10 protein-coding genes are annotated in these 13726 nt (G+C 45.6%); 2 read left to right on the top strand and 8 right to left on the bottom strand.

Annotated elements, in window-relative coordinates; all coding sequences use genetic code 11:
- Nucleotides 1-174: 174 nt before the first annotated feature.
- Nucleotides 175-909, bottom strand: a complete 735-nt coding sequence (locus B9A91_RS20635; protein WP_084240934.1) for a YoaK family protein — start codon at nt 907-909, stop codon at nt 175-177.
- 284 nt (nt 910-1193) lie between these two features.
- Entirely contained in the window at nt 1194-2081 is an 888-nt protein-coding gene (locus B9A91_RS20630; protein ID WP_262497628.1) for an HAD-IC family P-type ATPase, read from the bottom strand.
- An 8-nt stretch (nt 2082-2089) separates the two neighbouring features.
- Here B9A91_RS20630 and B9A91_RS20625 point away from each other — a divergent pair, with 8 nt between their 5' ends.
- Entirely contained in the window at nt 2090-2809 is a 720-nt protein-coding gene (locus tag B9A91_RS20625; protein ID WP_084240932.1) for a 1-phosphofructokinase family hexose kinase, read from the top strand.
- A 16-nt stretch (nt 2810-2825) separates the two neighbouring features.
- Complete coding sequence (locus B9A91_RS20620; RefSeq protein ID WP_084240931.1) at nt 2826-4139, top strand: NRAMP family divalent metal transporter; 1314 nt, start codon at nt 2826-2828, stop codon at nt 4137-4139.
- A gap of 5 nt (nt 4140-4144) precedes the next feature.
- On the opposite strand, the gene B9A91_RS20615 is transcribed toward B9A91_RS20620, so the two are convergent.
- The 6 genes from B9A91_RS20615 to B9A91_RS20585 form a co-directional block, all read right to left on the bottom strand.
- The gene (locus tag B9A91_RS20615; protein ID WP_084240930.1) at nt 4145-4597 is read right to left on the bottom strand and encodes a carboxymuconolactone decarboxylase family protein; all 453 of its coding nucleotides are present in this window, start codon (nt 4595-4597) and stop codon (nt 4145-4147) included.
- Nucleotides 4598-4660: 63 nt separating this feature from the next.
- Nucleotides 4661-5503, bottom strand: coding sequence for a sigma-70 family RNA polymerase sigma factor (locus B9A91_RS20610; protein WP_084240929.1), 843 nt, complete (start codon nt 5501-5503; stop codon nt 4661-4663).
- A gap of 225 nt (nt 5504-5728) precedes the next feature.
- Entirely contained in the window at nt 5729-8056 is a 2328-nt protein-coding gene (locus tag B9A91_RS20600) for a glycoside hydrolase family 65 protein (RefSeq protein ID WP_084240927.1), read from the bottom strand.
- Nucleotides 8057-8076: 20 nt separating this feature from the next.
- On the bottom strand, nt 8077-9093 hold the full coding sequence (locus tag B9A91_RS20595; protein WP_084240926.1) for a SusE domain-containing protein: 1017 nt from the start codon (nt 9091-9093) through the stop codon (nt 8077-8079).
- Between the two features lie 18 nt (nt 9094-9111).
- Nucleotides 9112-10710 carry a RagB/SusD family nutrient uptake outer membrane protein gene (locus tag B9A91_RS20590; RefSeq protein WP_200815702.1) on the bottom strand — a complete coding sequence of 533 codons (1599 nt, stop codon included), beginning with the start codon at nt 10708-10710 and terminating at the stop codon, nt 9112-9114.
- Nucleotides 10711-10726: 16 nt separating this feature from the next.
- Nucleotides 10727-13678: a SusC/RagA family TonB-linked outer membrane protein gene (locus B9A91_RS20585; RefSeq protein WP_084240924.1), complete on the bottom strand. Its 2952-nt coding sequence runs from the start codon at nt 13676-13678 to the stop codon at nt 10727-10729.
- Between the last annotated feature and the right edge of the window lie 48 nt (nt 13679-13726).

Below are 13726 nucleotides of genomic sequence, written 5' to 3'. Positions count from 1 at the left end.
TTATACAACATGATGTCTATCAGCCCTGGCAGTGACGTTTATCAGCGTTTCAAATGACGAACATCATACTACCTGCAATGCTTTCTTCCTGTTGATCACCTTTTTGAATTCAACTACAAGGAATACCAATGAAGAGGCCAGGCCTACCATTATATCCGCAGCAAATCAAACATCTTAAACCTTTAACGGAAACCGCCAGCGCCTGATCAGCAATTTCACATTGATCCTGAAAACATCATAAAGTAAAGCATACAGTAACACTGCGACCGGTAATAAAAAAGCATGAAATCGAAACTCACGAAACAGATAAGCACCAAGCAGCGCTCCAAAAAGGAAAAAGAAAATGATCACTAAACGAAGCTTAAGCCTGGAACGTAATGCGGTGTTTAAACCTTCCTTGCCACGAAGTACCTGTCCTAGTTCAATACCGAGGTCAGTAAAGGTTCCGATAAGATGAGTAGTACGTACTACTGAACCAGAAATCATAGATACCAGCGCATTCTGCAGCCCCATTACAAATAACAGGCTACCGGCAAAAAATTCCCTGGAAACCAAACTGCCGTTATAGCGGAATCCCAGCAAACCCACCAAAAACAAAACCAGCGCCTCCAATAAAATCGGGATTACATAAGAAAACCGCTGGTCACGTCCAATCATAGACACCATTAAACTCGAAACAAGCGCCCCCATAAGAAACAACAACATCCAAAGCGCTACCACCCGGGCCGTCATCCAGTCTCCCATCGCCACGCGTTCAGCAAATAAAGCTGCATGCCCAGTTACATTTGTGGTCAAAACAGAAAAACCCAAAAATCCGGCCGCATTTACAAAGCCAGCTGTTACACATAGTAAAGAGGCCAGCTTCACATTATGTCTATAAGTCCGTTTGATACCCAAATGTCTTAGCATGATCAAAAGTAGCTAATGCAAAAAGCAAAAAAGATGATATTTATCATTTTTCACGCTGACATTCCCCCAATACAAATACCTCAACTAAGCTTTAATTTCATAGGACATATTATACACTTAAGAACCTCGATCTATCCCGAATCAAATCAGCGAAGCCAAAAACTATTATCAGATAGACATTTTTTGAACAACTATCTACAAAATCAAGACCATCTCCAGGCTTGCTGGGTAGCTTTACGGGGTAAGGGGTACCTTTTCCCAATCAGGCCCGAAGCATACCCTGATCAGGCCTTGATTTGCCCGCTAGTGTTCCTCTTGCTCCACTTGACCAGTTCATACCAGATTACGCCTAAAAATCCAGCAGCTACGCCAACACCAAGCTGGCTTAACGTTAGCGGATTAAAATCAAAGAAAGCGGATAACCAGCCGTTATAGATTAGCAAACCTGTAATCACAATGGTTAGGGCTATAACCCCCGAAACCAGGTTGTTCTTATATTTCAGTGTGGTAAAAATGCTGTAATAAAACGAGCGGTTTACCAGCGTTAAAAATACATTTGCTGTAATCAGTACCGTAAAAACCATTGTTCTGGTTATGGCTTCACTATAATTAAAGTAAACTGCATACCTGTAAACAAGCAGCGCCGCAATAGCAATGGCTACCCCCTGTACAATACTGGTAAGCAGTTCCTTCCAGTTAAAAAAAGTGCTGCTGAATGGTCTGGGCCTTTGCAGCATTGTATTGTTCTCAATAGGCTCATTTTCATAGATAATTGAACAGGTGGGTCCCATAATCAGTTCAAGGAATATGATATGCACCAGCGAAAATATATTAGGGTATACCCACCCTAATGCCAAAGGAATAAATACGGTAAGAATGATTGGTATATGGATCGATATGATGTACTGAATAGCCTTTTTCAGATTGGCATAGATCCTTCTTCCCATGGCCACGGCAGTAACCATTTTTTCCAGATCGTCATCTACCAGTATCAGCGAAGCGGCCTGCTTTGCAATCTCAGTTCCCTTTTTTCCCATTGCAATACCTATATGGGCAGCTTTCAGGGCGGGGCCGTCGTTAACGCCATCACCAGTCATGGCAACAATTTCGTTATTTGCCTTTAAGGCATTAATTATCCTGAGCTTGGCTTCGGGAAACATTCTTGTAAAAATAGAAGTATCTGTTACACTTTGTCTTAACCCAGCCTCGGTATACCCGTGAGAACCTTACCATAAAAGAAACTGCAACCAATAACCAGTACCGGTTTGGCATGCCGGGGGCAATGGTTAGCGGCAGTGAATATAAGAAATGTCTAAAAATTTTAGAACAACAGCAAGAATCGGCCTATATTGTAGTTAGTGGTAGTTTACCACCAGGTGTACCATCCGGTATATTTAAAAAAATAGCTGAAATTAGCAGGGCTAAAAATGCCAGGCTTATAGTTGACACTTCGGGCGAAGCGCTAAAAGAGGCTTTGAAAGCGGGCGTTTATCTGATTAAGCCAAATTTAAAGGAATTGGCTAGCCTGGCAGGGAAACAGAACCTGACAGCTGACGATGCTGAAGCAGCTGCCAAAGAAGTGATGAACAAGTACAAATGTGAAGTCATTGTTACTTCTTTGGGTGCTGGTGGGGCTCTCCTCATTACATCCGCTATGTGCATGAAGGTTGAAGTTCCTGCAGTAAAAACAGAAAGTACTGTAGGGGCAGGCGACAGCATGCTGGCAGGAATTATTTATAGCCTTTTTAATTCCAGGAGCCTGATTGAAGCAGCCCGATATGGGGTTGCTTGTGGAACTGCTGCGACGATGAACCCTGGCACGGAACTATGCCATCTAAAAGATGTACAAAAATTATATCAGATTATTAATGCAGCTTTGACTTCAACAGCTGGCTTTTGAAATTTAAGTTAATGAGATGATTGACCAAAACAAACCTATAAAAGCGAAAAAAGAAAAATGGAAATGGTTAAGTCTGCTGGGCCCCGGGCTAACAACTGGAGCGGCTGATGACGACCCTTCTGGAATAGCAACCTACGCACAAACAGGTGCTCAATTTGGCTATGGTCAGTTATGGACCGCTCTGTATATGCTTCCATTTATGACGGCTGTGCAGGAAGCTTGTGCACGTATTGGCTTAGTAACGGGTAAAGGAATTGCAGCTGTAGTAAAAGAGAATTATAGTTCTAGGGTACTTCATTTCGTAGTTGGATTGGTAGTAGCCGCAAATACCATAAACATTGGAGCAGATATCGGTGCTATGGCAGCTGCAGCGCAGCTCATCGTACCATTGCCCTTTACAGCCCTTACCCTGCTGTTTACAACAACTATACTATTACTGGAAATATTTACGAGCTATAGGGTTTATTCCCGTTTACTTAAATGGCTTGCCTTAGCCTTACTTGCTTACCCCGTTACCGTTTTCATTATAGACCAGCCCTGGACCACAGTGCTTAAAGCTACAGTAATTCCGCATATCGAATTCAATTTTGCATTCCTCTTTATCATTACCGGGGTTTTTGGAACAACAATAACACCCTATATGTTTTTCTGGGAAGCTTCACAGGAAGTTGAAGAAGAACGCGAAAATGGCCTTATAAAAAATGGTAAGCTGTCAATCGGCTGGCCTCAGATTCATTCAATGCGAAAAGACAATACCATTGGTATGGTCATCTCCGAATTTACAACCTGGTGTATTCTTCTGGTAGCAGCAACTGTTTTACATGAAAATGGGGTCCATGACATTAAAAATGCTGCAGATGCTGCAAGAGCGTTGGAACCTCTGGTACATTCCTTTCCAAATTCAGGATATCTTGCCAAACTGATATTCTCTGTTGGAATTATTGGATTGGGGCTACTGGCGGTACCCATATTATCCGGCTCTGCTGCATATGCGGTGGCCGAAGCGCTTAACTGGAAGGCAAGTCTGGATTTTAAAATAAGCAAAGCACGGGGGTTTTATACAATTATCATTATTTCCACTATAGTTGGCCTGACGTTAAATTTTATAGGGATTGATCCTGTAAAAGCACTGATTTATACCGCAGTAATGAATGGAATTGCCGCTGTCCCGCTCCTATTTCTCATCATAAAGATTGCTACCAACGACAGGATTATGGGCGAATATAAAAGTGGATGGCTGTCAAAAGCTTTACTCTGGACAACTTTTTTAATTATGGGTGCTGCCGCTGCACTGCTAGCCTTTTCACCAGCAGCAACCCTTGTATACTGAACATACTACTTTCTAACTACATAACTGCCGGCAACAATGCCTGTAGATTTTACAAACCTGTTCCAGGAATTGATCTGCGCAATGGCAACCGTAAGATTGGCAATCTCAGCCTTGGTAAAATACTTTAGCAGCTCCTCATGAACCGGATCAATTTCTGCGTCTTCCTCCATTCGGGTCAGCAGCTCTGCAAATTCCAGTAAGGCGCGCTCCTGCGGACTGTAATAAGGTGCTTCCCTCCAGGCCGAAACAGAGATCAGCCGTTGTACAGTCTCACCTGCATGCAAAGCTTCTTTGGTATGCATATCCAGACAATAGGCGCACCCATTGATCTGTGAAACGCGGATACGCATCAGGTCCAGCAATAGCGGGTCGAAACCGCATTGATCTATGTAATTCTGAACGCCGCGCATAGCAGCCATTAAGCCTTGGGGAACATCGCTGTTTTTAATTCTTTCCATATGATTTTTCTTTTATTGCCTTAATGACTACAAAGCCTTTTCATATGTGACAGCTCGATTCATTTATTTCAGATTTTTTAATTTATCGGGGTTTCTGATGATGTAAGCCTGGCTAATCCGACCTTCATGAAAAGTAAAAGTGACACATTTGATCAACTGCTCTCCCGAGAAATAAAGCAATGCCGGCTGATCATTGGCCCAGCCCTGCTGAACCATATCGGCCTCTCTGAACTTACGGTAAAGCCCCAGCAGCAAGGCTGCGACAGATTTTTTGCCATACACCGGTTTTACCGCTGCCCTTGCTTTTCCTCCGCCATCAGATACAGATACCACATCTTCATTTAACAGCGCCTCCAACTGCTCCATACTGCCCGATTGCAGCACATGAAGGTATTTGTTTAAAAAAGCCTGAGGAACCATATTCCCGGAATCTAACCCAGGCGTACCAATATTTTTCTTTGCGCGCGTAAGCAATTGCCGCGACAGGTCGGGCTTAATGTCCAATACCTTGGCAATTTCGGCATGTTCATAATCAAACGCCTCTTTCAAAATAAATACCGCCCTTTGCCTAGGGTTAAGCTTCTCCAATAGTACCATTAGCGAGTACGACAGCAGTTCTTTTCGTTTAATCCCCGCATCGGCCTTTTCAAATGCCACAGGCTCGGGCAGCCACTCTCCCGGATAGTCCAGTACCAATCGTTGTAGTTTCTTTTTCTGATCGATAGCGCGGTTAATTACCATCCGGATCAGATAGGCCTTCACATTATCAACATGCTGCTGGTCTACATGCAGGAATTTCAGCAATACATCCTGTACCACATCCTCTGCATCGGCCAGAGAACCGCATATGTTATAGGCATAGGTTTTTAAGGTCGGTGTTAAGTCAGCGATTAACTCAGCAATCATCAATTCTCTGTTCAGTGCTTATTTCCCCTGTAACTGCTGCTTCTGCATATAGGCATCGATCAATGCGACCATTCCTGCACACATCATCACCCACCTTAGTTAAGGTACTTTGGTCCTCCTGTGCTACCGAGACGAAAGGCAGCAGCATAAATAAGATAGCCAACAAGTTCAGTTTCATAACAATCTGATGTAAGTTCATTACAAACTTAGCAAAAATACTTCGGGCTACATCACTGGCCAGATCACGTTATCGTCAGCTTTAATTTCTGCATGTGCGGCAAGCGGATAAACAACATCCCTTACTTTCACCGTTAAAGCAACAGCTGAATCATTTTTGATCCTGATCCCATGTTCGGTAATCCGGATGTTGAGCCTTGCCCCTCTGAACAGGATAGAGAAAGAGAAAGCCTCCCATTTACCAGGCAAAAAGGGATTAAACTGCAACTGCCCTTCACGCACCCGCATTCCTGCAAATCCTTCTACTATGCTCATCCAGGTACCTGCCATAGAAGTAATGTGCAGTCCGTCTTCTGTGTCGTTATTGTAATCGTCCAGGTCCAGGCGCGCCGTCCTCAGGTAAAACTCATAGGCCCGGGCTTCATCGTTTAATTTAGCAGCTAGAATACTGTGTACGCAAGGCGATAAAGAACTCTCGTGTACCGTTTTGGGTTCATAATAGTCAAAGTTCCTCCGGATGGTTTCCAGATCATAATCCTCTTCAAAGAAATACAACCCCTGCAGTACATCGGCCTGCTTAATAAAACAGGAGCGCAGGATACGGTCCCAGCTCCATTTTTGGTTTAGCGGCCGGTCAGAAGCCGACAAGTGTTTTACCGTCAGCGGTTCTTTATCGAGGTATCCGTCCTGCTGTAAAAATATCCCTCTTTTGGGATCCTGCGGATAATACATCTTTTCAACGATTACAGCCCAGTCTGCCAGTTCCTTTTCTTTAAAATCCAGTTTTCCGGCAAGCTGCCGGTATTGTTTAGGCACCTGCATTTTTACTTGCTGCAGGGCTTCAGCGGCATATTTCAAACACCAGCTGGCCATCAAATTCGTATACCAGTTGTTGTCTACATTGTTTTCATATTCATTAGGCCCGGTTACACCAAGTATCATATAGCGCTGCTTGTCGTTGCTCCAGTTTACGCGCTGCTTCCAGAAACGCGCAATGGCAATCAGGACTTCCAGCCCATATTCGGCCATATAAGCCTCATCTCCGGTATAACGGATATAGTTGTGTATGGCAAAAGCAATAGCTCCATTGCGGTGGATCTCTTCAAAGGTGATCTCCCATTCGTTATGGCATTCTTCCCCGTTCATGGTTACCATCGGGTATAGCGCGGCCCCGTTTTTAAAGCCCAGTTTCTCCGCATTTTGTATGGCCTTATCCAGCTGCTTATAACGATAAATGAGCAGGTTCCTTCCTACGTTCGGTTCTGCTGTGGCCAGGTAAAAAGGCAGACAATAAGCTTCGGTATCCCAGAAAGTGGAACCTCCGTACTTTTCCCCGGTAAAGCCTTTGGGCCCGATGTTCAACCGGTCGTCTTTACCGGTATAAGTCTGAAACAGCTGAAAAATATTGAAACGGATGGCCTGCTGCGCTGCAATATCCCCTTCAATCACAATATCGCTTTCCTGCCATTTACATGCCCATGCCGCGGTCTGCGCTTGCAGCAGCTGTTCAAAGCCCAGCGCTGCTGCTTTTTGTACCACTTCCCTGCAATTCGCCATCAACCGATCTTTCGGGTGGTTTTCCGAAGAAAGATTGGCCGCTATCTTGCAAATACTCAGGCTTTCTTCGGCAGAACAATATATGCTAAAAGTTTGTCCCAGGTATTTTTCTTTACGAACAGTTTCCAGTTCAGGGTATGTCTGATCGTTGCCCTTAAAAATACTGATGCTGGTTCCTGTACATACTTCAAAGGCGGTCTTTTTGGTCCGGAGTGTTAAGTAAGCTTCGTTACCGTTTAGCTGCCCTTCAACCTCTTCCCAGAATTTTTCGCCGTAATTGCTGTCCTGGTTAATCACATCACCATCGATAAAAGCAGTCACATTTATAGTACCGCTGAAATCTACAGGAGTGATGCTGTAGCGTAAGGCTGCCACCTCATCGTTGGCAATGCTGCAAAAGCGCTGGGCAGTTATCGCCAGGGTTTTACCGCTTTTTAAACGGGCTGTAAAACTGCGCAGCAGGTAGCCTTCACGCATGTTCAGTTCGCGCCTGAAGTTGCTCACTTCGGCTTGTGCCAGGTCCAGGGTTTCGCCATCAACGCTGATATTCAAGCCGATCCAGCTGGCCGCATTGATCACTTTGGCCAGCGATTCGGGATAGCCGTTTTTCCACCAGCCCACACGGGTTTTATCCGGATAATAAACACCGGCAATGTAATTGCCCTGTAAGGTGTCACCGGTATAGCTTTCTTCAAAATTGGCGCGCTGCCCCATCCTGCCGTTGCCCAAACTAAAAATGCTCTCCGATATTTTGTTTAAATGCGGATCAAAGCCCTCTTCAATAATCTTCCACTCGTCTGCTTTAATGTAATTCTTCATTGGTGTGTACTGTTTTCTGCTTAATTTTTAGTGATGGTATAAGTGCCTGTTTTTCCGTCGGCATTTACTGTCAGGATCAAAGTGTAATTGCCTGCTGTTGTAACTTTGATATTTGCCGCGCCATTACCTATGGTTGTACCCCAATCGTAATTTCTCCTGAATTTAAATTCTCCAACCAAAAGATTGGTAGTCAAGGCATATTGTCCCTTTCCATCGTTGATGTACTTCATATCGGTATCCAGAAACCAGCCGCTGCCAGGAACCGCATCGCCGATTATAGACCAACGGCTTGCAGGTGCTATTGTCCATTCGTTTTTATTCAGGTCAACCGTTAACAACTGAGGACCGGCGGCAGTATTTTTAAGGTTTCCCCCTGTTTTGCTAAGCTTTCCTCCGCCCCCGTCTCCGTAAGAAACATCCCATTTCTTGGCTGGAGTTATTTTAAATTCAGAATTTGCAGCTACGAAATTAATAACCCCGGTATATACCCCATTGCCGGTTGGCGAGATCAGGCTATCGGCCTTTAAAATGTCCCAGCCCTGATAAGCTCCCGGAACGTATACCCAGGCGGTTAGGGGAAATGGACGTGCGTTAATGGTAACCACATTGCTGTAAACCGGACTTAAGGCATTGGATATGGAAGATTTAACCCTGATCTCGACATCTGAACTGCTGGTGGTGGGCAAGTTAAGGGCCAGCAGCAGGTTGTTAAAGTCAAAGCCGTTATAGCTTTTACTTTTCACTTTAGGCTCCAGTGTAAATTCTTTGGTTTTATCGGCAGCAAAATTCTGCCCCTTTACCGAAAGCTGCAGCGTATTGGTAATGGCTGCCTGATAACCGAAATAGGCATCTGCTATTGTAAAAGTAACCACATTGGTGCTGAGCATCGTTTTATCCAGCACCAGCGTAGTGGCAGATGCCTGCAAAGCCCCAGGAGTGCCTGCTGTAGCAACAACAGGCGCTTCATCCTTCTTGCAGGACCACAATACTATAGCCATCAGGCTAAAGAGAATGGATTTTAAAATCAATGATTTCATATCTGTATGACTTAAATATTAATATCCTGTGTTCTGGCTAAGGTTCGGATTGGCCACTACGTCTGTTGAGGGAAGTGGAAATAAGGCCCTGAAATCTTCGAGCGCTTTGCCGGCTTTTACCCCGCCTTTCCATGGCCATAAATAATCCGATCCTGTGAATTTTCCAAAGCGGATCAGATCAGTACGGCGATATCCTTCAAGGTAAAGCTCCCTGCCCCGCTCATTTAAAATGTCGTTAAGTGTTATTGCAATCACATTACCCGAAGTATTTCCATACGCACGCTGTCTGATCTGGTTAAAATAAGCAAGGGCTTGTGCCATACTTCCTCCTGTTCCGCCACGCAGTACTGCCTCAGCATACACCAGGTAAACATCTGCAAGGCGCAGCAATGGAAAATCAAGGGAACACAACATCCCGTCCTGCGAGCCACCCATTTCACCGGTCGAGCTTACATTCCTGAATTTGGTGGTCCGCAGCCCATCTGTGGAAACCGAAATATCATCATTGGCTATTTTGTTACCAAAGAACAAAGCCCGCTTATCGGTATTGCCGCTATAATCCCCAAACAGCAATGGCAGCGTGCTTTTGGTGCGGTATCCGCTCCATCCGCCACCAGGTATACCAAATGAGGCTGGGTTCATACCAGGGTCTACATTGCCATTGATGAGGAAGGTTGTGCCACCATAGGTTTGCGTTTTAAAACCATCGTAATTGATGGTCAGGATAATTTCTTTACTGGTGTAGCGGTTATCCGTAAGAAACAGGTGCCTGTAATTGCCCGCCAGGCTGTACCCGGCGCCAATAACTTTGCTGGCATAGGCAATGGCTTCGGTATATTTGCCTTTACCTGCGCCAAGATATACTTCTGAATTGAGGTAAATACGGGCCAGGATGGTCCATGCCGCAGCACGATCGGCCCTGCCATACTCATTGGCCATGGGTGCCGCCAGTTCGCCCTCAATGGCCTTCAGTTCTGATTCTACATAATTGAACAGATCAGCCCGTTTTATCTGTTTTGGCGCTACTTTCCCGATTTCATCAGCTTCGGTCAGGAATGGCGGGTTACCAAAAAGATCCATCAATACACTGTACTGAAAAGCCCTTAAAAACCTGGCTTCTGAGCGGTAAAGCGCAATATCCGTTGCGGCCTGTCCGGTAATGTTTCGGCTGCTCAGTTTTTCTGGGGTACTTTCCCTCAAAAATTCATTGACCAATGTGATCTGGTAAATACAACGGGCATACAAACCCCGGATCATGTTATTGTCGGGCCCGGGTGTGCCATATACGGCATCGGGAACGCCCGGATCTGGCCAGGCGCAGCTGGATTCATCGCTGCAGAGTTCCTGCAGGTTCCAGTATTGTCTCAGGAAATCGGTCTGTGCCGGATCAAAGCCTGCCAGGTCGCCAATCAGGCTGCCCGGACCTTTGGTACCCACCAGCGCCCAGCTGGCGTAGACTTTTGCAAAGGCCTGTTTATAGCCTTCAGGGCTGCTGTAAACCTGATCGGCAATGATATCATTGGTTGGGATCAGGTTTAAACTGTCTTTTTTGCAGGAGGCGAATACCGATGCCAGGATCAGCAAGGCGGCGGTACATATGTTATAGCTATTCCTCATTTCTTTATGCTTTGAATTAAAAACCAACATTTACACCCAGGGTATAGGTTCTGGGCCTCGGGTATAAATTGTAATCTATGCCTGAAAAGATCTCGGGATCAATACCTTTGTAATCGCTAACAACAAATACATTCTGGCAGTTGGCCGAAACGGATAAGGTTGCCGTACCATTTTTGGATAAACGACCGGCATTGAAGTTCAGTCCCAGGTTGTCCATTTTAAGGAAGGACGCATTTTTCAGGTAATAATCGCTCTTATACTGATTGGTTACAAACCCGCTGTTGTAAATATCTGCTGCGGCATTGTTGATGTATTTCTCGTTCATCATAAAACGGCTTACCCCAAACTGAGCGGAAACATTGTCGTAGATATAAGCGCCCAGATTGGAACGCAGCACCGTAGTCAGCGTCCATTTCTTATAATTAAATGAGGTGTTAAAGCCCATCACGTAAACCGGGGCAGGCGATTTGTAAAACCTCAGGTCATCTCCGGTAATCCTTCCATCGCCCGACAGGTCTTCATAAACACCCTCCAAAGGCTTTCCAGAAGCATCATACACCTGTTTGTACAACAGGAAGGCATATGGCTGTAAACCTACTGCATGGTACTGGATATAATTGTCTATTCCGCCGGTAATGCCTCTGGCTACCTGTTTGTAATTGGGGTTCCTATTGAGCGTTAAATTGGAAACCTTGTTTTTATTGTAAGCGAAATTAAAGCCTACATCCCAGTTCAGGCGCTCGCTCTTGAGGAGTGCCAGATTGATACTCGCTTCGATGCCCCGGTTTTCCATATTGCCTACATTGGTGAGCAGCTGGTTGCTGAAATTGGTGCCAATAGGGATTTCGATGGTAGCCAGCAGGTCTTTCGTCTTTTTATAATAAACATCTACACTTCCGTAAATGCGGCCATCAAGGAAACCATAGTCCAGTCCTGCGTTATAGGTAGTGGTAGATTCCCAGCGCAGGTTTTTATCGTAAGGCTGCGGGCTGTACAACTGGTAAAAGTTATCGCCCAGCTGGTATTGCGCCTGGTCTACCCCAAGGTTATAATTGGCCAGATAGGCATAATTTACAGGGATGTCTTTATTTCCGGTTTCTCCATAGCTGAGCCTGATCTTGAGGTCGGAAAGCGTTTTGCTGTCTTTCAGGAACGATTCATCCTTAAGCCTCCAGGTAAAGGCTGCCGAAGGAAAATAACCCCAGCGGCCATCAGGACTAAATTTGGATGAACCATCGGCGCGAATGGTACCCGATAAAATGTACTTACCTGCCAGGGTGTATACCAAACGCCCGTAATAGGAAAGCAGCTTATTGCGCTGTATCTCAAAAGGGAAATTGGGCGTTGCCTGTACCTGCCCGACTGCATTATAGGTGGGCAGAAAGTAGTTCTTTTTGGAGTTGTCGTAATAACCATAACCGGCAGTAACGTTAAAATTACTGTTGATGCTTTCTACCGTTTTGGTATAATTGAGGTAAGCCTCTATAAATTTGTCCTGCTGGGTAGCCAGGTAAGCCAAGGAATATCCCTTGGTTAAATAATAGCTGGCGGCTGTTGCAGGCGCATCAGTTTGCCCCTGGCCTTTGGCCACATCATAACCAATATTTAGGTTGGCATGCAGCTCCGGTAAAAAATGAAAGGAATAATCGAGCTGCAGGTTCCCAAAACTACGGTCGGCCTTACCGCGGTTGGTGTATTGTTCCAGCAGGGAAACCGGGTTTCTTGGTGTGGCCACATTGGGCACATTGCCACTTGCCCATTCAAAATAATTCCCAAACTGATTGTCGGCATGCACATTTTGCGTAGGGTCGAAAGCAATGGCATTGGGTACAGCCAGCTGATTGGCAAAGCGCGAATTGGAAATGGAGCCCTTCAGGTTTAAATCTACCTTCAGATGATCACCGAAAAGGGAAGGCGTAAGGCGGATGCCGCCTGTTCCCCTTTTAAGCCAGTCCGTTCTTAACAAACCCTTCTGGTCCAGATATCCTGCCGATATCCGGTAGGGCACTTTTTTAAAGGTGCCGCTAAGATTAAAGTTGTTATCCGTACCATATACATTGCTATAGATTTCATCCTGCCAGTCGGTATTGGCCGTGCCCAGCAATGCTTTGGTAGCCGCCAGTCCATTTTCGTTCACATAATCACGCACCTGATTGGCCGACAACACATCCACCTTTTTTGCTACTGTTGCATACGAATTGTTGGTACTGAAATTAAACACAGGCGCAGCGCCACCCCCCTTTTTAGTGGTGATGAGTATCACGCCATTGGAAGCGCGCGAACCATAAATTGCGGTCGCATTTGCGTCCTTAAGCACAGTGAAACTCTCTATTTCATTTGGATTAATGAGCGATAGCTGGCTGGGGGCACCACTGATGCCTTCCCCACTCAGGGGAATGCCATCAATTACATACAAAGGGTTGTTGCTTGCATTTAAGGAAGCACCGCCCCTGATGCGTATGGTACCCGAAGAACCTGGCTGTCCACCACCTGGGACAATGGTAACCCCCGCAACCTTACCCTGAATGAGCTGATCGGGTGAGGTGATGGCCCCTTTCTGGAAGTCTTTTGCGGTAACAGTACTGACGGCCCCCGTCAGTGCTTTTTTGGTGGTGCTTCCGTAGCCAATCACCACTACTTCAGTGAGCCCTTTGGCATCGGGCATCAGGTTAAAATTGAGGCTGCTGTTGCCCGAAACTGCAACGCTCTTTTCCAGTGTTACATACCCCACAAAGCTGGCACTTAAGCTTATAGTACCGCCTTGCAGTCCGCTGATCTGATAATTGCCTTTTGCATCGGTGGCGGTGCTTCTTGTTGTTCCTTTAACAACTACCGAAGCACCGGGTAGTCCCTGACCGGTTTCATCGAGTACGCGGCCCGACACCGATCCGCTCTGCGCTTTTACCAGCATTGCAGTAAAAAGGAGCAGCACCACAAGCCCTTGTTTTAAAGGTGTTAATACGTTCATACACTCAGGTTTAATTTATATTTGGTTTTATTTTTTCATAAGCAGCCC

The sequence above is a fragment of the Pedobacter africanus genome, assembly GCF_900176535.1.
GTDB lineage: Bacteria > Bacteroidota > Bacteroidia > Sphingobacteriales > Sphingobacteriaceae > Pedobacter > Pedobacter africanus.
The sequence above is the reverse complement of the archived record's forward strand: the minus strand, read 5'-3'. Positions and strand labels throughout refer to the sequence as shown.

Excerpts from the sequence above, each read along its gene's own strand:
- B9A91_RS20635 (WP_084240934.1), bottom strand. The coding sequence starts at position 909 with ATGCTAAGACATTTGGGTATCAAACGGACTTATAGACATAATGTGAAG.
- B9A91_RS20620 (WP_084240931.1), top strand. The coding sequence starts at position 2,826 with ATGATTGACCAAAACAAACCTATAAAAGCGAAAAAAGAAAAATGGAAA.
- B9A91_RS20615 (WP_084240930.1), bottom strand. The coding sequence starts at position 4,597 with ATGGAAAGAATTAAAAACAGCGATGTTCCCCAAGGCTTAATGGCTGCT.
- B9A91_RS20610 (WP_084240929.1), bottom strand. The coding sequence starts at position 5,503 with ATGATTGCTGAGTTAATCGCTGACTTAACACCGACCTTAAAAACCTAT.
- B9A91_RS20600 (WP_084240927.1), bottom strand. The coding sequence starts at position 8,056 with ATGAAGAATTACATTAAAGCAGACGAGTGGAAGATTATTGAAGAGGGC.
- B9A91_RS20595 (WP_084240926.1), bottom strand. The coding sequence starts at position 9,093 with ATGAAATCATTGATTTTAAAATCCATTCTCTTTAGCCTGATGGCTATA.
- B9A91_RS20590 (WP_200815702.1), bottom strand. The coding sequence starts at position 10,710 with ATGAGGAATAGCTATAACATATGTACCGCCGCCTTGCTGATCCTGGCA.
- B9A91_RS20585 (WP_084240924.1), bottom strand. The coding sequence starts at position 13,678 with ATGAACGTATTAACACCTTTAAAACAAGGGCTTGTGGTGCTGCTCCTT.